The following is a 24,241-nucleotide window of genomic DNA, read 5'->3' as shown; positions in this document are numbered from 1 at the left end:
TTCCATCAGAGGTTGCTGCCATGTCTCTTGTTCGTCCTGATCGTCGTCGTGTCCTGCAGGGGCTGGGCGCTACGTTATTGCTACCTGCCTTCGGGGCTCGTACCTGGGCAGCGCCTGCAGGGCGACCGGCCATAACCGATGGGATTCAGGCCGGAGATGTCATGGACGGCCGTGCTCTCATCTGGAGTCGCACGGATCGGCCGGCACGGCTGCTGGTGGAGTGGGATACTCAGGCGAGCTTTCGCTCGGCGCACAAGGCGGCGGGGCCGGTCACCACGGCAGCCCAGGACTACACCGCCCGCGTCGATCTGGCGGGGCTGCCGGCTGATCAGCAGATCTTCTACCGCGTCCGCTTCGAGGATCTGGATACCGGTGCCCTCAGCGAGCCCGTTGCCGGCCACCTACGTTCGGCACCCACTCAACGCCGCGATATTCGTTTCGTCTGGGGTGGCGATACCGTGGGGCAGGGCTTTGGTATCAACCCCGACATCGGCGGCATGCGCATCTATAGCGCCATGCGCGAGCGGCGTCCGGATTTCTTCCTGCACAGTGGCGACACCATCTATGCGGACGGCCCCGTACCAGCACAGCTGACGGTTGAAGAAGGGCGCATCTGGCGCAATATCACCACAGAAGCCAAGAGCAAGGTGGCGGAAACGCTGGACGAATTCCGCGGCAACTATCGCTATAACCTGATGGATACCCATCTGAAGCGATTCAATGCCGAAGTCCCGCAGGTGTGGCAATGGGACGATCACGAGACCACCAACAACTGGTCGCCAAGCAAGACGCTGGACGATCGCTACCAGGTCAAGGACATCAAGGTCCTGAGTGGTCGGGCACGTCAGGCGTTTCTGGAGTACGCGCCCATGCGTGGCGTTTCGGCCGACGGGGCAGGGCGCATCTACCGCAAGATCGCCTACGGCCCGCTCTTGGACGTGTTCGTCCTGGATATGCGCAGCTATCGCGCGGGCAATGACAGCAACCTAGGCAGCGAGGAGGGCGGCCCTGGTGCTTTCCTGGGGGCTGAGCAACTGGAGTGGCTCAAGAAGGGGCTGCAAGGGTCCACCGCGACCTGGAAGATCATCGCCGCCGATATGCCCATCGGCTTGCAGGTCCCGGATGGGAAGGATGCGCAGGGGCAGGCGCGCTGGGAAGCCATCGCCAATGGCGATCCTGGTGCACCCAAGGGGCGGGAGCTGGAAATGGCCGACTTGCTCCGCTTCATCTCTCGCCAAAAGATCCGCAATACCGTCTGGCTGACCGCAGACGTGCATTACTGCGCCGCTCACCACTATCACCCCAACCGGGCTGCCTTCCAGGAATTCGAGCCTTTCTGGGAATTCGTAGCGGGACCGCTCAATGCGGGTAGCTTCGGCCCCAATCCACTGGACGCCACCTTCGGCCCCGAGGTCGTGTTCCAGAAAGCGCCGCCTCAGGCCAATACGTCCCCCCTGGGAGGCTTTCAGTTCTTTGGCGAAGTGAAGATCGAGGGCGAATCCGCTGTTTTGACCGTCACCTTGCGTGATCAGGATGGACGCTCCCAATTCACCCAGCAGCTCCATCCCATGCCAAGTAATACCACCCATGCATAGGTAATTTAATTGTCGAAACACCTACTCAGAGTAATCAAGGAAGAGGGTAAATTCGCGTAAATGCTACAATCTGGTAGTTATCAGGTTGGAGTCGGCTATGCACGAAGACATCAAGAGCGCGTTCGAAGATCTCAAGCGAAGTATCGAGACCTTCAATGAGCGGTGGCCCAGTAAAGTGATAGCCGCGCGGGCGTGGCGATTGCCCTTGCTGGCACAACAACGCGTGCCTGACCACATCGCGGCGGAGTCTTTCGAGGGCGCCGCCGCCGTGGAACTCACCCGCGATGCCTTGCTGGCGTTCCATCTGCAACCGGGGCAGGCGCCGGGTACCGTCAGTCGTCTGCCAGGTTATATCGCCTTGGCCGAGCCCTTGATGGAAGAGATCCTGGCCATCAACACCTGCAAGGCTGCATTCAGCGAGGCGATCGAGCAGACACGCCTGGAACTGGAACTGGCTCCTGAAGCGCGGCCGCGAATCATGCGCAAGGCCTTGGGTGGCGCTTTCAATACCAAGCAGCTGATCCGCAAGGTGCATGGCTTTCCCGACCCGGTGCGGCAGCTGACCTTTACCTGGGCCGGTCATACGGCGGGAGGAGAGCGGGTGAAGGTGGCCAAGGTACGGGAGCAGCTAAAGACCCTGGCCATGGCACGCGCCGACCGTGAGCGGATCGCCTTGGATCGCACGCCGGAATGGCAAGAACACCAGACGCTCAATCGCATGGCCGATGACGACATCCTGGTTCGGCACAAGAAAATCGCCCCGCACCCTCGGGCGATGCTCTGGTTCGGCGAGGAAAGCCGTTACGACGCCATGATCCACGCTAACCTGCCGGTCTTCGTGGTACCGGCCCAGGATGGCATGCAGGTCGTCGATCTGCGGGACTTCGACCGCACCCAGCGCGGGGCGCTGCGACCCGACATCAAGCCGCGTCGCGAAGTGCTAGCTACACGACTGTTGTACCTGCCGACCGACAATCCGGAGCGGCCAGTGGCCCAGCGCAACAATGAAGCCACGCTCAAGCGATCGACCTACAGTCGCTGAGCATTCCGGAGACCGATGGCGTTACCGGGCGGGTGGATGTCGTAACCAGATCCTTCATTTCCGAGTGAAAAGGTAACGAAATCCTAGTGCCGGGCTGGCTTCGGTTTGGAGCTGAATTGATAAAAACCAGTAAATTCAGCAGCTTACAAATGTTGGCACAGTGCCTGCTTTATTATTGGCACAAGAACAACAAGATGCGCCGCTAACAGCCCACAACAAAAACAAGATGGCCAAGGCTCGCGAACCGATCATTTTGGAACGCTCCAGAGCGACCAAAGTAATCTGTTCACTTCCCACCTCTGGTGGGGCGTACTAAAGATCGATGACGTTGACGTCCGACAACAAAAACAAGAGGACAGCAGACGTACTTGGATGAGGGAGCCCTAGGGCTCCCTTTTTTCATGCCTGCAAGAAAGCTTCGCGCCGATTTCAGTGGTGCTTACAGCGCACCGCAACCAGTCGGCTATGACTCCTATGGCGAAATCCCACGTTGCGCCTTTCAGAACAGTTCCCTGGTCAAGGACCAGTGTCGCGCCTTGCTACCGGACCTTATCCGACACTCCGTACCTTGTTGACCTATGCTCCAGAAAGGGTGTCGCCAGGCCGCTGGTGGCAGATCTTGAAGCGAGAGAGGACGGCTTCTGGTGAGTCTGAAGGTGATGGTAGTCGGCGCGTATGGGAATTTCGGTTCCATCATCAGCCGTCGCCTGGCGCGAGCGGACGGAATCGAGCTCACGCTGGCAGGGCGCGCGGCGCAGGTGGCCGTATTGGCTCAGGAGCTTGGCACCAGATTCTGGCAGGGTGATGCGTTGAGCCCCAACTTCGCTGAAGCCTTACGAACCTTTCAAATAGGTCTTGTCATTCATACAGCGGGGCCTTTCCAGGGGCAGAGCTATGCGGTCGCCAGGGCTTGTATCAAAGAGGGTGCACACTATTGCGATCTGTCCGACGCTCGTGAATTCGTCGCGGGTATTACCCAGCTCAATGAGGCCGCTCGTGCCCGAGGGGTAGCGATTCTTAGCGGTTGCAGTTCCGTACCTACATTGTCTGCAGCCGTCATCGATGCCTACCTAGCCGGAACAGCTGGCGATTTTCGGCCGGAGGAGCTGTGCTACGGCATCACCTCATCAGCCAAAATGCCTGGGCTTTCCACGGTCCAGGGTGTGCTCAGCTACGCTGGGAGTCCCATTCCGCAGCAGCGAAATGGACGATTGGAGCAAGTACCAGGCTGGTATGGTCTGGAATGGGTACCTATAAGGGGTATTCGAGGTCGACGCCTCGTGGCGGATGTGGATGTACCCGACATGGCAGTCTTCCCGGAACGTTATGGTCTGCGGGACATCCGCTTCAAAGCTGGTCCCGGTCTGGCACTGGGTACGCTGGCCAACCACCTGTTGGCACGGGCCGTTCGGAGCGGACTGGTAAGCAGACCGAGGGAGATTGCCGGTCAGTTGCACCGCCTTGGGTAACGGTTCGAAACGTTCGGCACTGGCAAGAGCGCCTTCTTTCTGGAATTGGGCGGTTTGCTTGGCAATCAGCCGGCGAGTTACCGTTGGGAATTGCTGGCCACCCACAACAAGGGACCCGAAATTCCATGCTGTGCAGCCATTGCTCTGGCTCGCAAGATGGCCGCAGGCTACCAGCCCATATCTGGGGCTCGGGTCTGCGTGGGAGAAATAGGCCTGCAAGAATACCTGGAGGCGATAGGGCCTTCGTTCATCACGATCACGGAGTGGTCGCGATGACCTACCTGTTGTTGAAGTACCTGCATATCCTGGCCGCGGTGTTTTTGTTTGGCTTCGGCATGGGTTCCTATCTCTATTTGATCGCAGCCACACGCAGCCGCACACCGCAGGTCATCACCCATGTCGCGCGTATGGTGGTGTTTTTCGATACCTGGATCACCACGCCGGCTGGCTTCCTGCAGCTGGGCACAGGTATTGCGCTGGTTACCCTGATGGGGTTGTCACCATTCGCCAGCTGGGTATTCGCCTCGCTCGTGTTGTTTTTCGCGGTAGGAGCTCTCTGGTTACCGGTGCTCTGGTTGCAGGGCCGAATGTTGAAGCTGGCCCGGCAGGCTACCGAGCGTGGTGAATTGCTGGGCGCCGATTTCCAGCGAGCTTATGCCTGGTGGTTCTGGATGGGTATAGCCGGCTTTCTGGGGATGTTCATCATCCTGCTTATGATGGTCACCAAGCTCTATCCTCATCAGTTGATGACCTTGTAGCGTCACCCATTTGGGACCGTCTTTGGCGCATCGCCCATCCTTGATCTATCGTGTTCGCAGCCCATCAGCTGCGGATGCCTCCCCATGAGCCCAACGAAGACCCTGCCTGCCCAATGGCTCAACGAGCCGACGCATTGGTCCGACACGGATGGCCTGCTGCACATAAGAACCGATAGCGGGACCGACTTCTGGCAAAAGACCCAATACGGCTTCGAGCGTGACAGTGGGCATTTCCGCGGCTTCGCGGCCGGTGAGGATTTCACTGCGCAGGTACGGATCACCGGGACCTTTACCGAGCTGTACGATCAGGCCGGCCTGATGGTAAGGCAGGGGAGCGAGCGCTGGTGCAAGACGGGGCTCGAGATCAACGACGGCATCGCGCATCTGGGTAGCGTCCTGACCTTGGGGCATTCCGACTGGGCGCTCGGGCCGATGCCCGATGCCGTCCGGGGTTTCTGGCTGCGGATGACGCTGCATGAGCAAGTGCTGCGCATCCAGTATTCCCTGGACGGGGTGGCCTGGCCGCTGTTACGGCTGTGCCGGTTCGCGAGCGAAGAGGGCGCGGTCCTGGAAGTCGGCCCCTATTGCTGCTCGCCGCAGCGCGAGGGCCTGGAGGTCAGCTTTGCCGACCTCCAGATCGGGCCAGCGATCATCAAGGAACTGCACGACCTGAGCTGACCGCATGGTGATCAGCTCATCCAGTTGCCACCGTCGACGTTATAGGTCTGGGAGACTACGAAGTCGCTATCACTGGAGGCCAGGAACACCGCCATGCCGACCAGGTCTTCCGCGGTCCCCATCCGGCCATAGGGTACGGCTTCGCCCACCAAGCGTTTCTTCTCACCCAGCGGACGCTGTTCGTAATGGGCGAAGAGGGCGTCTACGCCTTCCCAATGTTCGCCATCGACCACCCCTGGAGCGATGGCATTGACGTTGATGCGGTGCTTGATGAGATCGAGCCCAGCCGATTGGGTAAGGCTGATAACCGCGGCCTTGGTCGCGCAATAGATGGCGACCAGGGGTTCGCCGCGGCGGCCCGCCTGGCTGGCCATGTTGATGATCTTGCCACCGTGGCCCTGGGCGATCATCTGGCGGGCCGCGGCCTGCAGGGTGAAGAGCGGACCAGCCACGTTGATGGAGAACAGCCGGTCATAGCTTTCCCGAGAGATCTCGACGATGGGGGCCAGATCGAACAGGGCAGCGTTGTTGACCAGGATGTCGAGTTTGCCCGCAGTTGCGACCACCTGGGTGATGGCGGTATCGATTGAGGCCTGGTCAGTGACATCCATGGCCAGGGCATAGGCACCTTCGCCCAGCTCTTCGACGGTCTCGCGTGCTCTTTCGATATTGATATCGGCGATGGCTACCGTCGCGCCTTCCCTGAGGTAGGCCTGGGCGAAGGCTTTGCCGATTCCGCGGGCGGCCCCGGTGATGAGGGCGCTCTTTCCTTCCAGTCTGTTCATGATCTTGCTCCGATCAGCAAGGCCGGCCGCGCGAGTCATTAGTGCAGCGGGCGGCGGCCTCTTGGGTAGAGGGGCTTTACTTGAAGTAGCCCGCGCGTTTCATCTCGCGTGTCGTCGAAGTCTGAGCGGCATTGAGGGCCTGTTCGACGCTCATCTGGCCGGTAAGGGCCGCGGAGAACAGCTTGCCGACCGAGGTGCCGATGGCCTGGAATTCGGGGATGGTCACGTACTGGATGCCGACATAGGGCACCGGCTTGGCCGAGGGATGGGCCGGATCCGCGTGCTGCATCATGTCCAGGGTGATCTTGGCGAAGGGCGCAGCGGTCAGGTAAGCCTGGCTGTAGGTGGACTGCCGAGTGCCCGGCGGCACATTGGTGATGCCATCCTGATCGGCCACCAGCTGGATGTATTCCTTGGAGGTCGCCCAGGTGATGAAGGTCTTGGCAGCCTCCTTGTGCTTGGCACTGGCAGGAATCGCGAGCGACCAGGCATACAGCCAGGAAGATCCCTTGTCTGTCACCTCCTGGGGCGAGGCGGCGAAGCCGACCTGGTCGGCTACCTTGCTCTGGGTCTTGTCGGTGGTGAAGGAGCCGGCCACGCTCGCATCCACCCAGAGGGCGCACTTGCCGCTGTTGAACAGCGCCAGGTTTTCATTGAAGCCATTACTGGACGCCCCGGGTGGGCCGTACTTTTTCATGTTGTCGACATAGAAATTGGCCGCCGCGGTCCATTCCGGACTGGTCAGCTCAGGGTGCCATTGCTCGTCGAACCAGCGCGCACCGAAGGCGTTACCCATCAGGCTGAGCAGGGCGACATTTTCACCCCAGCCGGCCTTGCCTCTCAGGCAGAGTCCGTACTGGTCCTTGTCTGGCTGGTTGAGCTTGCTGGCGAAGTCGGCGAGTTGCGACCAGGTCGGCTTGTCCGGCATCTGCAGCCCAGCCGCCTTGAACAGATCCTTGCGGTAATAGGTAACCGTGCTTTCGCCATAGAATGGCAGGGCATAGAGGTGGTCGTTCACCGACAGACCCTGACGAACTGCGGGGAAGATATCCTCGACGTCGTAGCTGGCCGGTAGGTTGTCGAGCGGCTCCAGCCAGTTCTTGGCGCCCCACAGCGGTGTTTCGTAGGTGCCGATGGTCAGCACATCGAACTGGCCGCCGCCGGTGGTGATATCGGTCGTCAGCCGCTGCCGCAACACGTTCTCTTCGAGCACTACCCAATTGAGCTTGATGTCGGGATGCTGCTTTTCGAATACCTGTGACAGACGCTGCATGCGCACCATGTCGCTGTTGTTGACGGTGGCAACGGTTACGGATTCGACAGCCTGAGCGACACCGGTCAATCCGAGACCGGCCAACAGCAGCAATGCGCAGGGGCGCTTCATGGTTTTCTCTCCGTGACTGCCGCAACGGCAGCTTGTTGTTGTTATGCATCGTGGTCGCCGATGGAAATTTGATTTCAACCTGGCGGCTGGAGATGATTACAACAGCAGCACCCAAGCCCTTGCTAACTGACCATTGACCGGGTGCCGATACTTTTTTGACCGGCAGTGCCTAGGTGTCGCAGATCAAAAAAGCATCGATAGGCTCAGGCAGGATAGAACGGCCCATAACAAGCAGAGGTGGCACCATGAAGGCTTCCGCCTTCCTCGAAGCGCGGCCGGCAGAGCTGGAAGTGATCCTGTCCGCGCCCGACCAGAGCTTTCGCTGGTACGAGCACGACTATCCCTATGCCTTGGCGCGCTGGAATCACCATCCGGAATACGAGATCCATCTGATCCGCCAGGGTAGCGGACGGCTACTGGCCGGCGACTATGTTGGGCCGTTCGCGGCCGGCCACGTGGCCATGATCGGTCCTGACCTACCGCACGATTGGATTGGTGATCTGCCGCCCGGTGAGATATTGACCGGTCGTGACGTGGTCATCCAGTTCAACGGCGAGCTGTTGCGCTCGCTGAGCGCCTTGGCTCCCGAGCTTGGCGACTATCTACCTTTGCTGGAACAGGCCAGGCGCGGCCTGGAGTTCAGCGGTGACACGGCCCGGCAGGCCGCCGAACTGATCGAGGGGATCGGCCAGGTACAGGGCGCCGCGCGGCTGCTCAAGCTCTTCGCCTTGCTTGGCTTGCTGATCAAGGCGCCGACCAGCGAGATGTCGGTCTTGGCGAGTGCCTGTTATGCACCGGCCCTGGATGCCCGCAGTTCCGCACGTGTCCATCAGGCGTTCGACTATCTGCTGAGCGAACTCACCGAGGATATCCGGCTGCCGGTGATCGCCAAGCGCGTTGGCATGAGCGAGGCAGGCTTTTCGCGGTTTTTCAAGAAGGTCACGGGCCACGGCTTCATCGAACTGGCGCGCAAGCTGCGTATTCAGCGGGCCTGTCGTTTGCTGCTGCAGGCGGAGCTGTCCATCGCGACCATCTGCTTCGAGGTGGGTTACGCCAATCTGTCCAACTTCAACCGGCATTTCCGGAACGAGATGGGACAGACGCCGAGCCAGTATCGACGGGCACTGGTCGGGAGCAGACGCCAGCCGTGAGCCGAATGGGCGAGGGCGGGTGAGGGTGGTTGCGTCTCAAGCTGGACGCTGGCGTACCTGATCGTCGAACGGCCAGGTACGCCAGATAGCGGCTTATTCCGCGCTGGACGGCTTCGCCCAGAGGTTGATGTCGCCTTCGACCGCATGGGTATCGATCTCGGCCAGTTCCTCGGCGGTAAAGGCCAGGTTGTCCAAAGCCGCCACGTTTTCCACGATCTGCTCAGGCCGACTGGCACCGATCAGAGCACTGGTGACGCGCGGATCGCGCAGGGTCCAGGCCAGGGCCAGCTGCGCCAGGCTCTGGCCACGGCGCTTGGCGATGGCATCCAGGGCACGGACCCGGGCCAGGTTCTCGGCAGACAGATGACCTTGCTGCAGTGACTGGCCACCGGGCTGGTTGACCCGGGCTTCCGCTGGTACGCCGTTGAGGTACTTGTCGGTCAACAGCCCCTGGGCCAGCGGCGTGAAGGCGATTACGCCACTGCCGATTTCCTCGGTCGCATCCAGCAGATCCTTTTCGATCCAGCGATTGAGCAGGTTGTAGGCCGGCTGATGAATCAGCAGCGGGATCTTCCAGTCGGCCAGCAGCTTGGCCATTTCGCGGGTCTTGGTTCCCGAATAGGAGCTGATGCCGATATAGAGCGCCTTGCCTTGCTGGACCGCCGTGGCCAGGGCGCTGGCGGTTTCCTCCAGCGGCGTGTGCTCGTCGAAACGGTGGGAATAGAAGATGTCGACGTAATCCAGCCCCAGGCGCTTGAGGCTCTGGTCCAGACTGGCCAGGACGTATTTGCGCGAGCCGCCACCTTGGCCATAGGGGCCGGGCCACATGTCCCAGCCGGCCTTGCTGGAGATGATGAGCTCGTCGCGGTAGGTGGCGAAGTCTTCACGCAGCAGCCGACCGAAATTGATCTCGGCGCTGCCGTAAGGCGGACCGTAATTGTTGGCCAGGTCGAAGTGATTGATGCCCAGGTCGAAGGCGGTGCGCAGCAAGGCGCGTTGGCGATCCAGCGGCGTGGTGTCGCCAAAGTTGTGCCACAGACCCAGGGACAGCGCCGGCAGCACGAGACCGCTGCGGCCGACACGGCGGTAAGGAATACGGTCATAACGATCGGATGCGGCTTGATAAGCCATTTAAAACTCCTCGGGATGAAATAGTTGTTGGAAGCCCAGGACGTTCGCGCATGGTGACATAGCAGAGGCGCGACAACCGCAACGAGGTCCGGCAAAAAGACGCTATCCGATTAAAGCGGCCGACGACGTCTTGCACAAATGAGTGCTGCGGAATTTGCGGTGCAGGTGTGTGGCAAGCGGCGATCCGAATCCCTGGAGGCGCAATGTCAGGCAAAATGGCCGGATCGTAGGGAATGGAAGAAAGCAGCCAACGTGAAAAGGCCGACACTCGGTGCAGCGCTCCATAACCACAACTTCGCATAATGTATATTATGTTAAATTGAATATGGACTGGTGCTGGCTACTGCCCTTTGCCATCCATTAAGCCACTGCCTTTCTCCCTTACTGCCAGACCGGTCTCGGCTTTGACTTCCCTACCCTGACATTGTCGATCAGCTTGTTTTCATTGCATCGATTGCAGCTTGTGACGAATCTTCGCGGTGCGAACAAAACCGTCTTTGGCTTGCGAGGTTGCCTTCGCTAGTCAGGCCGCTGAAGAATCGCTGGACCTCTACACAGCTGCAGAACAATTTCCCGCCGGCATCCAGTATCACCCGCACGCATCGCTGCTCAGCTTTTCTACTCAAGATCGTTCAGCGACGATCCTGAAGACGTGCCGGTTACCGACCGCGTCTTCAGGATCTTTCAGTTCACCGCTGAGCGTTCTGGCTGCTTGCCGCCAGTCATCCTGCCAAGGTCTGCTCCAGGCGCTGCAAACGTTCCTGGTAAACCCGACGCGCCGCTAATGCATCTTCCAGCGTTACGGCGACAAAGCGTGCCTTCTGATTCGGCTGCAGCTGGCCAATCAGATCCAGGTCACTGCTGATGACCGTGCCAATCATGGCGTAGCCGCCACCCGACACGGCGTCTCGGTGCAGGACGATGGGTTCGAGACCCGCCGGTACCTGGATCGACCCAATGGGATAACAGCTGTCGACGATGTTGGACGGATCCGAGCCGGCCCCAAAGGGCTGCTCGCGTGGCGTGAACTCCAGCGGTCGGCCGCCCTTGAAGCGATAACCGATGCGGTCGGCTTCGGAGCCTACTGTCCAGGTATCGGCGAAAAAGGCTTCGGCCGCGTCCGCGGTCAGGCGGTGATGGTAGAGACCCGGCACGACACGCAGGATCACCTCGCCACCGCAAGCCGGCACCAGATCGCCTGGCAACCGGGCTCCAGGCTTGGCGCCTGTCGTCGGGGTTCCGACAGTCAGTTCGTCTCCTGCGGCGAGACGTCTACCCTGGAAGCCACCGAGCCCACCCAAGGTATAGGTCGAGCGACTGCCCAGCATCTCGGGCACGTCGAAGCCTCCGGCCACCGCCAGATAACCACGGGCGCCGGCCTTGAGATAATCGAACTTGAGCACCTGACCCGCTCGCACGGTGAAAGCCTCATCCAAGGGCATCTCGGCGCCGTCCAGGCGTGGCGTCATGCGCGCGCCGCTCAGGGCGACCAGGGCATCTTCGGCGAATTGCAGCTCCGGTCCGAGCAAGGTGCATTCTAGCGCGGCAGCACCTGCGGCATTGCCCACCAGCAGATTGGCGACGCGCAAGGCATAGCTGTCCATGGCGCCGGACGGCGGGATACCCAGGTGATAGTAGCCTTCGCGACCGAGATCCTGGATCGCGGTGGCTAGGCCGGGTTTGAGTACCTTGATCATGCCGGCTCCTCCATCAGGGTGCGCGGATAGCCACGGGGATCGTCGAGAAAGGCGTCCAGGGAAAAGTCCACCGGACAGATATTCAGGGTGAAGCTACCCTCCTCTACCTCGGCCAGCATCCGGTCGTATTCGGCCCGGTCGATGGCGCGGAAGCGGACGATGTCGCCGGGCCGGAAGAACACCATGTGCTCCTGCAGATAGTCGAGACGTTGGGCTGGATCGTAGATGGGCGCCGGCGTCACGCCGAACATCTGGTAGCCACCAGCGCCGCGTACCGAATAGATGCAGCCGAAGCAGCCGCCGTGACCGAGGGTCTGCTTGGGTGTATCGGTACGTGGCCGCAGGTATTTGGGTACCTGCAGCTGGCGCTCGCGCTCCACCATCTGGAACATGAACGGCAGTCCGGCCACGAAGCCCACCATGGACACGAACCAGGGCGCGCCGCTGTGGGCCGCGATAAAGGCCTCGACATCGGCCAGGCCGTTGATGCGGGCCGCATATTCCAAGTCCGTGGCGGACGGATCCTGGTGGCGATCGCGAAAGCGCATCAGCGTCTCGTGGGTCCAGGGATCGTTGTAGAGCACCGGGATCTCGATCAGCCGGGTGGCCAGTTGGCGCTCGGCTACTGCCAGGGCTTCTACACCCTGGACCGCCGCCAATAGCTGGTCGGGCGGCAGCACATCGGGATCGAAACGGATCTGGAACGAGGCGTTGGCCAGGCAGATGTCGTGGATGCCTGGCAGCTGCAGCTCCTGCACCGCGCGGGTCATGGCCAGGCCGCGGAAAAAGGCTTCCAGGGACATGCTTTCGGACACTTCGACGAACAGGTGCTCGTCGCCGCCGAAGCTGTAGCGGATATCGGTCGTCATGCGGGAATCTCCTCGGCCAGCCAGTGTTCCAGGGTACCGGTATCGAAGCGGGCTTCAATCACCCAGGGCTCGTCCAGCAGGCGTCGATGCAGGGTCGCGGTGGTAGCCATGCCGGTGAGGCGCAGTTCGTCCAACGCCTGACGCGCACGGGCCAGCGCCTCGCGACGGTCGGCGCCATGGGCGATGAGCTTGGCCAGCAGCGAATCGTAGTACGGTGGTACCCGGTACCCTGCGTAGAGATGACTGTCGACGCGGATGCCCGCGCCACGCGGCCACTGGAGACGTTCGACCGTCCCGGGACTGGGAAAGAAATTGCGCGCCGGGTCCTCGGCGTTGAGTCTCAGCTCGATGGCGGCACCCTGCAGGTAGATATCCTCCTGGCGCAGCGCCAGAGGTTCGCCCGCGGCGATGCGCAGCATGGCCTGGACCAGGTCGATGCCGGTGACCATCTCGCTGATCGGGTGCTCCACCTGGATACGGGTGTTCATCTCGATGAAGTAGAACTCGCCACTGGCTTCATCGAACAGGTATTCCAGGGTGCCTGCGCCGCGATAACCAAGACTTTCAGCCAGCCGTACCGCACTGGTACAGAGGGTTTCGCGTTGCACGGCGGTCAGAACCGGTGACGGCGCCTCCTCCATGAGTTTCTGGCGACGGCGCTGCAGTGAACATTCGCGTTCGAACAGATGCACCGCGCGCTGACCATCACCCAGGATCTGTACCTCTATATGGCGGGCACGCTCGATGAAGCGTTCCAGATAGAGGGCGCCGCTGCCAAAGGCGCTCTGGGCCTCGCGCTGGGCGATGGGAAATTCCCGGGCCAGCTCGTTGGCATCCCGGGCCAGACGAATGCCCCGGCCTCCTCCGCCTGCCGAAGCCTTGATCAGCAAGGGGTAGCCCACGACCTCGGCGGCGACCACAGCGGCGTCTATATCGACCGGCTCGGTTTCAGAACCGGGTACCACGGGGACACCAGCGGCCAAGGCGGTCCGTCGCGCCTCGGCCTTGTCGCCCATGCGGCGGATGATGTCGCCCGAAGGGCCGACGAAGATGGCACCAGCCTCCTCCACCGCGTCGGCGAAGGCGGCGTTCTCGGCAAGAAAACCGTAGCCTGGATGGACCGCATCGGCGCCACTGTCCCGCAGGGCAGCGAGCAGCGTCTCGATATTCAGGTAACTGCGATCCGCCCGCGCCGGACCGATCACCACCACGGCGTCGGCCTGCCGAGCTGCCAGCGAATCCTGGTCAGCCTCGCTGCAGGCCAGTACGGTTTCGATGTTCAGGGCCTTGGCGGCGCGCAGGATGCGCACGGCGATCTCGCCACGATTGGCGATCAGCAGACGGCGGATCCCCCCTGCCGCCGAGCTCACGAGGCCGCTCCGGTCAGAGTGGCCAGCAGTTGACCCGGCTCGACCGGATCACCGTCCTCGACCGCGAAAGCCGTCAGGGTCCCATCGACTTCGGCATGGACCTCCGAGAATTGCTTCATCACTTCGACAAGACCGATCACGGTGCCAGCGGTGACGGTTTCGCCGACATCCACATAGGGCGCGGCATCGGGCGTGGGTTTGCGATAGAACGTCCCGGGCAGGGGTGAAAGCACCGAATGTTCGGCCATTACGATTCCTCTTCTAGGCGATGTTGTCGGAAAGGCAGGCGTAGCCAATGGATGAAGGACCCGGCGTCTCAGGCGCCGGTGTCGAACGCGGAACTAGCCGGCGCTGGGTGCGCGAACGGCGATGCCGGCCGCGTCCAGCCGCCGACGAATGGCCTGGGCCAGGCCCAGCGCACCAGGGGTGTCGCTGTGCAGGCAGATGGATTCGAAGGCCACCTCGACCTCGCCCCCCTCCACCGTGGCGACTCGGCCCTGCTGACAGGCACGCAGTACCCGGTCTGCCACCGCCTGGGGATCGAGGGCACCCATGCGCCGCACCAGGACGATGGAGCCGCTGGCATCGTAGTCCCGGTCGGCGTAGAACTCGCGCACCAGGGGCTGCCCCAGCTCACGACCGATACGCCAGGTGGCTGAGTTGGGCAGGCAATAGAGCAGCAGCTCGGGCTCCAGGCGCTGCAGCGTCTCCACCAGCAGCCGGGCGGCCACTTCGTCCCGCGCAAGGTGCATGAACAGTGCGCCATGGGGCTTGAGGTGTTGTAGCCGCAGGCCATGCAGCCGGGCGAATTCACGCAGGGCGCCGAGCTGGTAGACGATGTCGGCCACCAGCTCTTCGGCGGGCATCTGCAACGGACGGCGACCGAAGCCCGCCAGATCGCGATAGCCCGGATGGGCACCGATGGCCACCTGGCGCGTCTTGGCCTGTAGCACGGTGCGCTGCATGAGACTGGGATCACCGGCATGGAAGCCGGTGGCGATGTTGGCCGAGCTGACCAGATCGAGCAGTTGGTCATCCACCCCATCGCCCAGCGTCCAGGCGCCGAAGCCCTCGCCCATGTCGGAATTGAAATCCACTTCGATCATTGCGGTCTTCCTGGCAGCGGTGCGTTGTCCTTGACCTTAGGACTGCCCTGCCCCCTTGGGAAGATTTATTATCCAAAGTCCAGCGTTCGGAAAAATCGATACCCAAGGACGATCGCCATGGCCCTTACCCTGCGTCAGCTGCGTTACTTCACCGCGACCGCCGAACTGGGGCAGATCTCCCAGGCGGCCATTCACCTGAACATTTCCCAGTCGGCTGTTACCAGCGCTATTCAAGAGCTGGAGGGACTGCTGGGCGCCAGTCTGTTCGTCCGCTCGGCCCAGGGCATGGCGCTGACCGATGCCGGCCGGCACTTCCTCAATCATGCCTACGGCATCCTGCGCGGGGTGGATGACGCCCTGAGCAGCGCCCTGCCCGACCACCGTGCCAGCGGCGAACTGCGTATCGCCGCCAGCTACACGGTGATCGGCTACTTCCTGCCCCACCACCTGCAACGCCTGGCGCAGCTTTATCCCGAAGTACGGGTGGCGGTCCACGAGCAGGAGCGTCAGGCCATCGAGGAAGCCCTGCTGGACAAGCGCATCGACATGGCGGTGGTGCTCACCGCCAACCTGACCCACGAGGACATCGTTTCCGAAACGCTGTTCAACTCCGAGCGCCGCCTCTGGCTACCCAGCGGCCATCCGCTACGGGACCATCCCAACGTCAGCCTGGCCGACGTCGCCCGCGAGCCCTATATCCTGCTTACCGTCGACGAGGCCGAACAGAGCGCAAGGCGCTATTGGCGCCAGGCGGGTCATGAGCCCCAGGTGCTGCTGCGCACCAGTTCAGTGGAAGCGGTGCGCAGCATGGTAGCCAATGGCAGCGGCGTGGCCATCCTCTCCGACCTGGTCTATCGCCCTTGGTCGCTGGAAGGCAAGCGGCTGGAGACGCGTACGCTGGTGGAGCCCATCACGCCGATGAGCGTGGGCCTGGCCTGGCACCGGGAGCGTCCGCTGACGCCAGCCATGCAGGCCTTTCGCAGCTACTTCCACAGTGCTTTTCTCGCGCCCCAGCAGATAGGGGCGCGGCGTTGACGTCGAGCCTGATTTGAACGGGTCCGTTCAAACGGCACTCCGATCGATAAGGTGACCGTGTCGAGCTACTAAATCCTCACGGTCGAAAGGATTCAGCAGAAAATCTTTATCGGCCTTAGCAAAATCCTCACGATCGTAAGGATTGTATGGAATCAACCTACGACGGTAAGATAGTCCTCACGCTCGTGAGGATAAATCATGCAAGTGATACTAAAGAATGCCGCCGATCTGGGACCCCTCGTTCGCCAGGCGCGCAAGGCTCAGGCGCTACGCCAGGACGATGCCGCGGGTAGTCTTGGCGTCAGCGAAAACTTCCTTGGCAAGGTCGAACGCGGCGGTGAAAGCGTTCAGTGGGGCAAGCTGTTTCAGGTGCTCGAAGGCCTAGGCGTGCGCCTGATCGTGGATCTGCCCCCTGAGGTAGATCTCCTCTCAGATGCCCGCAAACCATGAGGCGTGAACTGCTGGCCTGGATCGACGACCGGTTGGTAGGTCGGTTACGGGACGAGAACGGTATCTGGTCCTTCCAATATGAGCCCGATTGGCAGGCCTTCGCACTCTGCCCGCAGCTCCCCCTGCAGTCCGGGCCAATAGTCGACGGCAGCTCGCAGCGGCCGGTGCAGTGGTACTTCGACAACCTGCTTCCCGAAGAAGGCCAGCGACACCTACTCGCCCAGGATGCCCGCCTCGATGCGGCCGATGCCTTCGCGCTCCTGAGCTGGTACGGCGCCGAATCCGCCGGCTCTCTCACCCTGCTCGCCGACGGCCAGCACCTTCCACCCGGAGATCGTCGCCCCCTGAGCGATGCCGACCTCTCCCGGAGGATCCACGCCATGCCGCAGTTGCCGCTGACCCATGAAGCGCACAAACGCATGTCGCTGGCCGGCGCCCAACACAAGCTGGCGGTGATCCTCGATGAGCAGGGGCTGCAGGAACCGGTGGGGGCCTGGCCCTCGACCCATATCCTCAAGCCGGATCACCCTCACGAGGCCTTCGCTCATTCGGTGATCAACGAGTGGTTCACCATGCGCCTGGCGGGTACCGTGGGACTGATCGTTCCTGCCGTCGAGCGGCGCTACGTACCCGAACCGGTCTATCTGATCGAGCGCTTCGACCGGGTCCATACGGCCCGGGGCTGGCAGCGGCAGCATGGCATCGACGCCTGCCAGGTGCTGGGGCTGGACCGTCACTTCAAGTACCAGGCCGGTAGCCTGGAGCGCCTGGCCGAGTTGGCCCGGCTGTGCGTGGCACCTGCCGTGACCCGTACGCGGCTGTTCAACTGGCTGGCCTTCAACGTGCTGGTGGGCAATACCGATGCCCATCTGAAGAATTTGGGCTTTCTGGTCTCACCCCGTGGGCTGGCCCTCGCGCCCTGCTATGACCTGCTCTGCACGGCCGTATACGAGAGCCGCGCCTTTGATCAGCAGCGTTGGCCGGACGCAACCACCCTCGCCTGGCCAATCCTGGGTGAAAACCGGCTGGTGGCCATCGACCGCGAGCGACTGCTGGATGCAGCCGAAGCGCTGGGTATCAAGCGCTCGCCAGCGGCTGCCCAGTTGCAGCGGCTGCGTCAGCGCCTGCCGCAACAAGCTCAAGTCCTGCTGGAACAGACCGAGCAGGAGAACCAGGTCCTGGCCAGCGCGCGACCGGAGCTGAGATCCCGCTTCGCCGGTGAGTTGCGCTGTCTGCGTGCGATCAAGGCGCTGATTGCCGAACAGGTCGAACGACTGGCGTGACGGACAGGTTCAAAGCGGTAACACCGCCAGCAAGCGTTCGCGCCTGAGTTGTTGCAGCCGTGCGATCAGTTCGCTCGTGGGGGTAGCGGTCGAGAAATGCTGCAACCGTTGACCCGCGACCGATCCCAGCCATTCCAGCTCGCTCGCGCCTTCCGGCTCGACGACCAGCAGCAGGCAATCGCTGCCCAGGCGGGACAGCAGATTCACGACCCGGCTTTGTGGCCCACGCGCCAGCCAATCCTCATGCAGACGGGCAGCGTCCTCCAGTTGCAACACGGGCAGGTCGCTGCAACCCGGTAGGCCGGTACGTAATTCAACTGTCACCGCCGGTTCGAGGCCGCGATGTAGGATGACCAGCGCCACGGCCGGTCGGAGGTCGTCTACCGCTGTCCAGGGCTGGATCGTCATGCCGGACCTCCTGATAACCGGACGTCGCCTGGGTTCAGGCGAAGGCGTTGTGGTAGGCGTTGAGCGCTGGTGCTCCCCCGAGGTGAACATAGAGCACCCGGCTGCCCTTGGCGATCTCGCCGCTGCGCGCCATGGCGATCAGCCCAGCCATGGATTTGCCCTCGTAGACCGGGTCGGTGAGCATCCCCTCCATCTGCGCAGTGTAGCGGATCGCTTCTACCGTAGGTGCGTCCGGCAAGCCGTAGTCAGGACCGCAGAAGCGCGGATCGATGATGACGTCCTCATCCCTGATCTCCTGCTTGAGCCCGATCATCTCGGCGGTGTTGCGCGCGATCTTGGTCACGGCGGCGCGGGTCATCTCGGCGTCCGCCGCCGTGTCGATGCCGATCAGGCGGCGTTCCCGCTCCTGGGCGCGAAAGCCCACCACCATGCCGCCCTGGGTAGAACCGGTACAGGTGGCTGTCACCACGGTATCGAAGAAGATGCCCTGCTCACGTTCCTGGGCAGCCAGTTCATCGGTGAAATGAGCATAGCCAAGGCCACCCAGGGGATGGTCCGAGGCACCGGCGGGAATGGCATAGGGCTTGCCGCCTTCGCGACGTACCTCGTCCAGCGCGCGCTCCCAGGTCGCCTTCACCGCGGTGGAATAGCCCTCGCCTTCCAGCAGCGTCTGGGCGCCCATCAGGCGCGACAGCAGAATGTTGCCGACCTTGTCGTAGACCGGATCGTCCCACTTGGTCCACTCCTCCTGGACCAACCGGCACTTGAGGCCGAGCACGGCGGCGACGGCCGCCACCTGGCGCGTGTGGTTGGACTGGATATTGCCGATGGAGACCAGGGTGTCGCAGCCCTGCGCCAGGGCATCGGCGGCCAGCCACTCCAGCTTGCGCACCTTGTTGCCGCCATAGGCGAGACCGGACGAGACATCGTCGCGCTTGGCCCAGAGGTCGATACCGAGGTCCTTCGACAGCCGCTCCAGCTTGTGCAGCGGGGATGGGAAATAGCCGAGTTTGACGCGGGGAAAACGCTTTTCGAGATCCAGGGACATGGCGGTGGCTCCAGCGATGAAAGGTCGCCTTCCATGCTAGGCAAAGCCCTGGAAAAGGTGCTTTCGAATAGCCGGTCCAAAATCTGCTTTCCTTTTGGCTGAACTGACTGAATGGCAAGGCCCTTCAGCCAGAAGCCCCTTACAAAGGAGAATCTTTCGATGAATGAAAGCGCGGAACTCACCCCTGTCGAACGCAAGATCCTGAGAGCCCTGCAGCAGGACGGGCGCCTGAGCAATGCCGAACTGGCCCGTCAGGTATCCCTGAGCCCCAGCGCCTGCTGGAACCACACGCGCAAGTTGTTCGACAGCGGCGTCATCACCGGCGTCCGGGCCCATGTGGACCCCAAGGCCGTGCAACGGGAAACCGCGGTGCTGGTGGGCGTGGTGCTGGACAGGTCGACGCCGGAATCCTTCCAAGCCTTCGAAGAGGCCGCACGTGCCCTGCCCCCGGTGCTGGAGTGTTACCTGGTAGCCGGCGACGTCGACTACTTCATCAAGCTCAGGGTCAAGGACATCGCCGCCTTCAATCGCCTGCACAGCGAACGGCTGATCGCCCTACCCGGGGTGCGCCAGGTACGCACCTTTTTCGTGCTGAACGAGGTCAAGAGCGAGGGGTTGCTGCCAATCTGATCCGAGAGGTGGCGCGCGCGTTCGTGGCGGTATCCATGCCGAGGAAGCCGATACCCGCAAAGGTCGCCCATGCCTCCCCAAGCAATACATGTCGCCGACCTCCCGCAAAACAGGAGATTGCGTTCCTGCGTCGGAGATTTCAGCGCATTCGTATTTAACAGAATCATTACAGTGACCTTAGGCGAGAACATCCTGAGCGCGATCGGGGGATAACAAAGGTTCCGCCATTCTCAAGCTCTGCCACTACGGGAGATAGACCATGTCTCACCTAAGCAACCAGGTCACCTCGCTGGTCGTCGCCCTCGGGCTGACAAGTCTGGCGACCGCCAGCAGCGCTGAAGAGATCACCTTCGTTTCCCAGGGCGGTGCCTATCAGGAGGCCCAGGCCAAGGCCATTCTGGAGCCGGCGGCGCGGAACCTGGGGTTGACGCTGAAGCAGGACAGTTCACCCAAGGCCTATCCGATCATCAAGACCCAGGTCGAAAGCGGTCGCGTCAGCTGGGACGTGGTCGACCTGCCCACCGGTGACTGCGTACGGGGGCAGGCCGAGGGTCTGTTCGAAAAGCTGGATCCTCAGCTCATTCCCAACCTGGCCAAGCTGCCCGCCGAGCTGAAAGACGACTACATGGCCGGCTACATCAGCTATTCCACGGTCCTGGCCTACCGGACCGATGCCTTCGATGACGGGAACGCGCCCAAGACCTGGGCCGATTTCTGGAACACCAAGAAATTTCCGGGTGCTCGCGCGCTACGCAATCTGCCGCGCCCCACCCTGGAAATCGCGCTGCGCGCCGACGGGGTGCCGGCCGACCAGCTCTACCCGCTGGATGTCGACCGCGCCTTCAAGAAGCTGGAAGCCATCAAGCCGGACATCACCACCTGGTGGACCTCGGGCGGCCAGTCCGCCCAGCTCATCAGCGACGGCGAGGTGGACATGGTGCAGATCTGGAACGGTCGCGCCTCCGCCGTGCAGGCCGCCGGAGCACCGGTGGCCTTCACCTACAACGACGGCATCCTGGAAACCAATTCACTCTGCGTCCTGAAGGGCACCAGGCACCGGGAGGCGGCGATGAAGTTCGTTAATGAAGCCATCAGCGCCAAGCTGCAGGCGGCCTTGCCGATGATCATCGACTACGGCCCGCTCAATCCGGAGGCCTTCAGCCTCGGCACCATCCCGGCCGCGCGGCGGGCGGTGCTGCCGTCCTCGCCGGAGAACCTGGCCAAGCAAGCGGTGCTGTCCGCCAAGTGGTGGGCCTCGGCCGAGGGCGTCAAGGCAGAAGAGCGCTGGCTGTCCTTCGTCCAGGCCAAATGATCGGAGGCTTCCGCGCATGACCCAGTCGACAACGATCCAGACCTTGCCCGGAGGCGCCTTGCAAACGTCGGAACAGGGGCTGTTCACCAGCCCCGCCGTGGTCAAGGAGGAGCGCAGGGAGCATCTGACGATGGTGCTTCTGCTGACCCCTGCGCTGCTGATGGTCGCCCTATTGCTGGTGCTCCCGCTGCTCTGGCTGGGCCTGCAATCCGTGCAAGGCGAGGAAGGCCTGTCCCTCGCCAACTACACCCGCATCTTCACCGAAGCCATCTACTGGGACACCTTCAGCACGACCTTGCAGATCAGCGTGATCGTGACGGTCCTGTCCATCCTGCTGGGCTTTCCCATCGCCTATGCCGCGGCCCGCACCCGCGGCTTGCTGTCGAGCCTCATCCTGCTTTGCGTGATCCTGCCGTTCTGGACCAGCGTGCTGGTCCGCTCCTATGCCTGGCTGGTGCTCCTGCAGCGCCGCGGCGTCATCAACCAGACACTCCTCGACCTGGGCATCATCAGCCGTCCCCTGGAGCTGGTGCATAACGCGACGGGTACCGTGATCGGTACGCTGCACGTCATGCTGCCCTTCATGGTGCTACCGCTGTATTCGGTGATGAAGAAGATCCCCAACGATCTGCTGCTGGCGTCCGACAGCCTGGGCGCCCGGCCCGTCTATACCTTTCGCCGCGTCTTCCTGCCGATGGCCGCACCCGGGGTGATGGCCGGCTCGATCCTGGTCTTCGTCATCTGCCTCGGCTTCTTCATTACCCCGGAACTGCTCGGCGGCGGACGCACCGTGCTGGTGTCCATGCTGGTCCAGCGCAACGTCGAGCTCTACCACGCCTGGGGCGCGGCCAGTGCGGTCGGCCTGACGCTGCTGGCTGTGGTGTTCCTGATCTTCTGGGCGGTGAACAAGGTAATTCCCATCGAACGTGTACTGGGGGTGCGCTGATGAACATCCGGCAAGGGCTCAAACCGTCGCGCCTCCTGTTCACCCTGCTGGTCGGGCTGATCCTGCTGTATCTGGTGCTGCCGATCCTGATCGTGGTGCCGATGTCCTTCTCCGAGGCGCGCTTCCTGCAGTTTCCGCCGAAGGCCTACTCGCTGACCTGGTACCAGGCCTTCTTCGACAGCATCGAATGGATGTCCGCTACCAAGGTGAGCTTCATCACCGCGGTGGCCACCACCCTGATCAGCCTGCCGATGGGCATCGCAGCGGCCTATGCGATCAGCAATTCGTCACTCCGGGTCATGCGGACGCTGCAACTGGTCCTGCTGCTGCCCATGATGGTGCCCATCATCCTGATCGCCGCCGGGGTCTTCTTCGTCTACGCGCGGGTCGGCATCATCAGTACGCTGTCTGGCCTGGTCCTGGCGCACATCATGCTGGCGCTGCCCTATGTGATCATCGCCGTGCTGGCGGGGCTGCGCAATTTCGACATGACCCAGGAAATGGTCGCCCGCAGCCTGGGCATGAATCGCTTCCGTGCCTTCATGGCGGTGACGCTGCCGCAGATCAAACCCAGCGTGGTCTCGGCCGCGCTGTTCGCCTTCATCACCTCCCTCGATGAAACCGTGGTGGCCCTGTTCATCTCCGGCGGCAGCAACGAGACCATCACAAAGCGGATGTTCACGGCTCTGCGTGATGAAATCGATCCGACCATCGCCGCCATCAGCACCATGCTGGTCGCCATCACCCTGCTGATGGTGTTGATCGCCGGTCGCGGCGGCAAAGAGCACGCCTGACGGGAAGGCGTGCAGCGGCGCAACTGCCTTATCGCGGCCCATGGCCGCGATAAGGCTTGGACGGTAAAGAGCCAGGTGGTCTATGAAAAAGCCGGCATTGGCTCAGTGCCAATGCCGCTGGGCCAAGCCCTTGTCAGGCTGCGCGGGGTACCACGATGGTGTCTTCCGGATGCAGTCGCAAGGACAGCGACGCCCCTACCTGGGGCAGCTGCAGATTGCCTTCGTGATGACTGGACTGGCGGAAGCTGATCCGCTGCTTGTTTTCCAGCTCGACGAAGATCTTCAGGCTTTCGCCCTGGAAGACGATGTCGATCACCTGGCCGCGCAGGCGATTCCAGTCGCCGCCGGCGATCTCGCTGTCCAGCAGCAGCTTCTCCGCCTGGACGGCGAGGAAGAGCTCGCCGGAAAGCGGTACGGGCCGAGCCGTGCGCAGGGGCGTCTGGCCCAGCAGCAACTCGCCGCCGACACCCCGGGAAAGGGGTACCAGGGTGCTCTCACCGATGAAGCTGGCGACGAAATCATCGCTCGGGTGATCGTGCAGGCGACGCGGGGTATCCACCTGCACCAGCTTGCCACCCTTCATCACCGCGATACGGTCGCTCATGGTCAGGGCTTCGCGCTGGTCGTGAGTGACATAGACCATGGTGGCGCCGAGGCGCCGATGCAGGGCGCGCAGCTCGATCTGCATGACGTCCCGCAGCTGCTTGTCCAGCGCCGACAGGGGTTCGTCCATGAGGATCAGCCTGGGCTCGAAGACGATGGCGCGGGCGAGCGCCACCCGCTGGCGCTGTCCACCCGATAGCGCGGCGATGTCGCGATCTTCATAGCCTTTCAGCTCGACCGTGGCCAGCGCCCGCAACGACCGTTCGCGGGCACTGGCCGCCTTCTCCCCGCGCGCCTTGAGCGGGAAGGCCACGTTTTCCAGCACGTTCATATGAGGGAAGAGCGCGTAGTTCTGGAACACCACGCCAATGTCGCGCTTGTGCGGTGGCATCAGGGTCACGTCGCGGTCGCCGAAGAAGATCCTGCCGGAACTCACGCGATTGAAGCCGCCAAGGATGCTGAGCAAGGTGGTCTTGCCCGACCCGGAGGGGCCGAGCAGGGACATGAACTCACCCGCCTCGACCTTGAGGTCGACATTGTCCAGCGCCTTGAGGGTACCGTAGTGCTTGCACACCTTGTCGATGGTGACCGACTCGAAGCCTTCGTTGAAGCCCTGCATGGTTCCTCCTGCGGCGCGATGGCCGTGAGTCTGCGATGCAGCCATCTCACCATAGTACCCACTGGTGGAAATGCTCTT

General features: G+C 62.3%; 23 protein-coding genes and 1 pseudogene. 13 read left to right on the top strand and 11 right to left on the bottom strand.

What is annotated here, in order from left to right; genetic code table 11:
- Window positions 1-20 precede the first annotated feature (20 nt).
- From APT59_RS10875 to APT59_RS10855, 5 genes and pseudogenes are all read left to right on the top strand, one after another.
- A complete protein-coding gene (locus APT59_RS10875) occupies window positions 21-1,595 on the top strand; it encodes an alkaline phosphatase D family protein (protein ID WP_059314863.1) in 1,575 nt (524 codons plus the stop codon).
- A 97-nt stretch (window positions 1,596-1,692) separates the two neighbouring features.
- The gene (locus tag APT59_RS10870; RefSeq protein WP_059314862.1) at window positions 1,693-2,637 is read left to right on the top strand and encodes a DNA replication terminus site-binding protein; all 945 of its coding nucleotides are present in this window, start codon (window positions 1,693-1,695) and stop codon (window positions 2,635-2,637) included.
- Between the two features lie 644 nt (window positions 2,638-3,281).
- A pseudogene (locus APT59_RS10865) lies at window positions 3,282-4,382 on the top strand (saccharopine dehydrogenase family protein).
- Window positions 4,379-4,864, top strand: coding sequence for a DUF2269 family protein (locus APT59_RS10860; protein ID WP_059314861.1), 486 nt, complete (start codon window positions 4,379-4,381; stop codon window positions 4,862-4,864). The pseudogene APT59_RS10865 and the gene APT59_RS10860 overlap by 4 nt, the downstream one beginning before the upstream one ends.
- A gap of 84 nt (window positions 4,865-4,948) precedes the next feature.
- A complete protein-coding gene (locus APT59_RS10855) occupies window positions 4,949-5,542 on the top strand; it encodes a DUF1349 domain-containing protein (protein ID WP_059314860.1) in 594 nt (197 codons plus the stop codon).
- An 11-nt stretch (window positions 5,543-5,553) separates the two neighbouring features.
- Here the strand turns inward: APT59_RS10855 and APT59_RS10850 are convergent, their stop codons facing one another.
- Window positions 5,554-6,327: an L-iditol 2-dehydrogenase gene (locus APT59_RS10850; RefSeq protein WP_059316872.1), complete on the bottom strand. Its 774-nt coding sequence runs from the start codon at window positions 6,325-6,327 to the stop codon at window positions 5,554-5,556.
- Between the two features lie 76 nt (window positions 6,328-6,403).
- Window positions 6,404-7,711: an ABC transporter substrate-binding protein gene (locus tag APT59_RS10845; RefSeq protein ID WP_059314859.1), complete on the bottom strand. Its 1,308-nt coding sequence runs from the start codon at window positions 7,709-7,711 to the stop codon at window positions 6,404-6,406.
- Window positions 7,712-7,956: 245 nt separating this feature from the next.
- Between APT59_RS10845 and APT59_RS10840 the strand changes: the two genes are divergently transcribed.
- Window positions 7,957-8,862, top strand: coding sequence for an AraC family transcriptional regulator (locus tag APT59_RS10840; RefSeq protein ID WP_059314858.1), 906 nt, complete (start codon window positions 7,957-7,959; stop codon window positions 8,860-8,862).
- 93 nt (window positions 8,863-8,955) lie between these two features.
- Here APT59_RS10840 and mgrA read toward each other — a convergent pair whose 3' ends face one another.
- From mgrA to APT59_RS10810, 6 genes are all read right to left on the bottom strand, one after another.
- Window positions 8,956-9,993, bottom strand: a complete 1,038-nt coding sequence (mgrA, locus tag APT59_RS10835) for an L-glyceraldehyde 3-phosphate reductase (RefSeq protein ID WP_059314857.1) — start codon at window positions 9,991-9,993, stop codon at window positions 8,956-8,958.
- A 722-nt stretch (window positions 9,994-10,715) separates the two neighbouring features.
- Window positions 10,716-11,690: a biotin-dependent carboxyltransferase family protein gene (locus APT59_RS10830; RefSeq protein ID WP_059314856.1), complete on the bottom strand. Its 975-nt coding sequence runs from the start codon at window positions 11,688-11,690 to the stop codon at window positions 10,716-10,718.
- Window positions 11,687-12,559: a 5-oxoprolinase subunit B family protein gene (locus APT59_RS10825; RefSeq protein WP_059314855.1), complete on the bottom strand. Its 873-nt coding sequence runs from the start codon at window positions 12,557-12,559 to the stop codon at window positions 11,687-11,689. The genes APT59_RS10830 and APT59_RS10825 overlap by 4 nt, the downstream gene beginning before the upstream one ends.
- Window positions 12,556-13,908, bottom strand: coding sequence for an acetyl-CoA carboxylase biotin carboxylase subunit (locus tag APT59_RS10820; protein WP_167348580.1), 1,353 nt, complete (start codon window positions 13,906-13,908; stop codon window positions 12,556-12,558). The genes APT59_RS10825 and APT59_RS10820 overlap by 4 nt, the downstream gene beginning before the upstream one ends.
- A 17-nt stretch (window positions 13,909-13,925) precedes the next feature.
- Window positions 13,926-14,177, bottom strand: coding sequence for an acetyl-CoA carboxylase (locus APT59_RS10815; RefSeq protein ID WP_059314853.1), 252 nt, complete (start codon window positions 14,175-14,177; stop codon window positions 13,926-13,928).
- 93 nt (window positions 14,178-14,270) lie between these two features.
- Window positions 14,271-15,035: a 5-oxoprolinase subunit PxpA gene (locus tag APT59_RS10810; protein ID WP_059314852.1), complete on the bottom strand. Its 765-nt coding sequence runs from the start codon at window positions 15,033-15,035 to the stop codon at window positions 14,271-14,273.
- A gap of 117 nt (window positions 15,036-15,152) precedes the next feature.
- Here APT59_RS10810 and APT59_RS10805 point away from each other — a divergent pair, with 117 nt between their 5' ends.
- The 3 genes from APT59_RS10805 (at window position 15,153) to APT59_RS10795 (ending at window position 17,803) form a co-directional block, all read left to right on the top strand.
- Window positions 15,153-16,070, top strand: coding sequence for a LysR family transcriptional regulator (locus APT59_RS10805; protein WP_059314851.1), 918 nt, complete (start codon window positions 15,153-15,155; stop codon window positions 16,068-16,070).
- 198 nt (window positions 16,071-16,268) lie between these two features.
- A complete protein-coding gene (locus APT59_RS10800) occupies window positions 16,269-16,520 on the top strand; it encodes a helix-turn-helix domain-containing protein (protein ID WP_059314850.1) in 252 nt (83 codons plus the stop codon).
- Window positions 16,517-17,803 carry a HipA domain-containing protein gene (locus APT59_RS10795; protein WP_059314849.1) on the top strand — a complete coding sequence of 429 codons (1,287 nt, stop codon included), beginning with the start codon at window positions 16,517-16,519 and terminating at the stop codon, window positions 17,801-17,803. Before APT59_RS10800 ends, APT59_RS10795 begins: the two co-directional genes overlap by 4 nt.
- Before the next feature lie 9 nt (window positions 17,804-17,812).
- Here APT59_RS10795 and APT59_RS10790 read toward each other — a convergent pair whose 3' ends face one another.
- Complete coding sequence (locus tag APT59_RS10790; protein ID WP_059314848.1) at window positions 17,813-18,211, bottom strand: hypothetical protein; 399 nt, start codon at window positions 18,209-18,211, stop codon at window positions 17,813-17,815.
- A 34-nt stretch (window positions 18,212-18,245) separates the two neighbouring features.
- The gene (locus APT59_RS10785) at window positions 18,246-19,259 is read right to left on the bottom strand and encodes a 1-aminocyclopropane-1-carboxylate deaminase (protein ID WP_059314847.1); all 1,014 of its coding nucleotides are present in this window, start codon (window positions 19,257-19,259) and stop codon (window positions 18,246-18,248) included.
- Between the two features lie 159 nt (window positions 19,260-19,418).
- Between APT59_RS10785 and APT59_RS10780 the strand changes: the two genes are divergently transcribed.
- The 4 genes from APT59_RS10780 to APT59_RS10765 all read left to right on the top strand — a co-directional run bounded on the left by APT59_RS10780 (window position 19,419) and on the right by APT59_RS10765 (window position 22,941).
- Complete coding sequence (locus tag APT59_RS10780) at window positions 19,419-19,889, top strand: Lrp/AsnC family transcriptional regulator (RefSeq protein ID WP_059314846.1); 471 nt, start codon at window positions 19,419-19,421, stop codon at window positions 19,887-19,889.
- Between the two features lie 259 nt (window positions 19,890-20,148).
- Window positions 20,149-21,201 (top strand): ABC transporter substrate-binding protein, encoded by a 1,053-nt coding sequence (locus tag APT59_RS10775; protein ID WP_059314845.1) that lies wholly within the window; start codon window positions 20,149-20,151, stop codon window positions 21,199-21,201.
- 58 nt (window positions 21,202-21,259) lie between these two features.
- Window positions 21,260-22,147 carry an ABC transporter permease gene (locus APT59_RS10770; protein WP_237140593.1) on the top strand — a complete coding sequence of 296 codons (888 nt, stop codon included), beginning with the start codon at window positions 21,260-21,262 and terminating at the stop codon, window positions 22,145-22,147.
- The gene (locus APT59_RS10765) at window positions 22,147-22,941 is read left to right on the top strand and encodes an ABC transporter permease (protein WP_059314843.1); all 795 of its coding nucleotides are present in this window, start codon (window positions 22,147-22,149) and stop codon (window positions 22,939-22,941) included. Before APT59_RS10770 ends, APT59_RS10765 begins: the two co-directional genes overlap by 1 nt.
- A 133-nt stretch (window positions 22,942-23,074) precedes the next feature.
- Here APT59_RS10765 and APT59_RS10760 read toward each other — a convergent pair whose 3' ends face one another.
- The gene (locus tag APT59_RS10760) at window positions 23,075-24,163 is read right to left on the bottom strand and encodes an ABC transporter ATP-binding protein (protein ID WP_059314842.1); all 1,089 of its coding nucleotides are present in this window, start codon (window positions 24,161-24,163) and stop codon (window positions 23,075-23,077) included.
- Between the last annotated feature and the right edge of the window lie 78 nt (window positions 24,164-24,241).

Origin of the sequence: Pseudomonas oryzihabitans, from assembly GCF_001518815.1 — a bacterium.
Lineage (GTDB): Bacteria > Pseudomonadota > Gammaproteobacteria > Pseudomonadales > Pseudomonadaceae > Chryseomonas > Chryseomonas oryzihabitans_E.
Note: the sequence above shows the minus strand (reverse complement) of the source record. Positions and strands in the feature narration are given on the sequence as shown.

Bases quoted from the DNA above. Each gene is read 5' to 3' on its own strand.
- APT59_RS10845 (WP_059314859.1), bottom strand. From the start codon at position 7,711: ATGAAGCGCCCCTGCGCATTGCTGCTGTTGGCCGGTCTCGGATTGACC.
- APT59_RS10785 (WP_059314847.1), bottom strand. From the start codon at position 19,259: ATGTCCCTGGATCTCGAAAAGCGTTTTCCCCGCGTCAAACTCGGCTAT.
- APT59_RS10850 (WP_059316872.1), bottom strand. From the start codon at position 6,327: ATGAACAGACTGGAAGGAAAGAGCGCCCTCATCACCGGGGCCGCCCGC.
- APT59_RS10860 (WP_059314861.1), top strand. From the start codon at position 4,379: ATGACCTACCTGTTGTTGAAGTACCTGCATATCCTGGCCGCGGTGTTT.
- APT59_RS10870 (WP_059314862.1), top strand. From the start codon at position 1,693: ATGCACGAAGACATCAAGAGCGCGTTCGAAGATCTCAAGCGAAGTATC.
- APT59_RS10780 (WP_059314846.1), top strand. From the start codon at position 19,419: ATGAATGAAAGCGCGGAACTCACCCCTGTCGAACGCAAGATCCTGAGA.
- APT59_RS10765 (WP_059314843.1), top strand. From the start codon at position 22,147: ATGAACATCCGGCAAGGGCTCAAACCGTCGCGCCTCCTGTTCACCCTG.
- mgrA (WP_059314857.1), bottom strand. From the start codon at position 9,993: ATGGCTTATCAAGCCGCATCCGATCGTTATGACCGTATTCCTTACCGC.
- APT59_RS10830 (WP_059314856.1), bottom strand. From the start codon at position 11,690: ATGATCAAGGTACTCAAACCCGGCCTAGCCACCGCGATCCAGGATCTC.
- APT59_RS10855 (WP_059314860.1), top strand. From the start codon at position 4,949: ATGAGCCCAACGAAGACCCTGCCTGCCCAATGGCTCAACGAGCCGACG.
- APT59_RS10810 (WP_059314852.1), bottom strand. From the start codon at position 15,035: ATGATCGAAGTGGATTTCAATTCCGACATGGGCGAGGGCTTCGGCGCC.
- APT59_RS10790 (WP_059314848.1), bottom strand. From the start codon at position 18,211: ATGACGATCCAGCCCTGGACAGCGGTAGACGACCTCCGACCGGCCGTG.
- APT59_RS10760 (WP_059314842.1), bottom strand. From the start codon at position 24,163: ATGCAGGGCTTCAACGAAGGCTTCGAGTCGGTCACCATCGACAAGGTG.
- APT59_RS10825 (WP_059314855.1), bottom strand. From the start codon at position 12,559: ATGACGACCGATATCCGCTACAGCTTCGGCGGCGACGAGCACCTGTTC.
- APT59_RS10875 (WP_059314863.1), top strand. From the start codon at position 21: ATGTCTCTTGTTCGTCCTGATCGTCGTCGTGTCCTGCAGGGGCTGGGC.
- APT59_RS10800 (WP_059314850.1), top strand. From the start codon at position 16,269: ATGCAAGTGATACTAAAGAATGCCGCCGATCTGGGACCCCTCGTTCGC.
- APT59_RS10840 (WP_059314858.1), top strand. From the start codon at position 7,957: ATGAAGGCTTCCGCCTTCCTCGAAGCGCGGCCGGCAGAGCTGGAAGTG.
- APT59_RS10805 (WP_059314851.1), top strand. From the start codon at position 15,153: ATGGCCCTTACCCTGCGTCAGCTGCGTTACTTCACCGCGACCGCCGAA.
- APT59_RS10815 (WP_059314853.1), bottom strand. From the start codon at position 14,177: ATGGCCGAACATTCGGTGCTTTCACCCCTGCCCGGGACGTTCTATCGC.
- APT59_RS10795 (WP_059314849.1), top strand. From the start codon at position 16,517: ATGAGGCGTGAACTGCTGGCCTGGATCGACGACCGGTTGGTAGGTCGG.
- APT59_RS10775 (WP_059314845.1), top strand. From the start codon at position 20,149: ATGTCTCACCTAAGCAACCAGGTCACCTCGCTGGTCGTCGCCCTCGGG.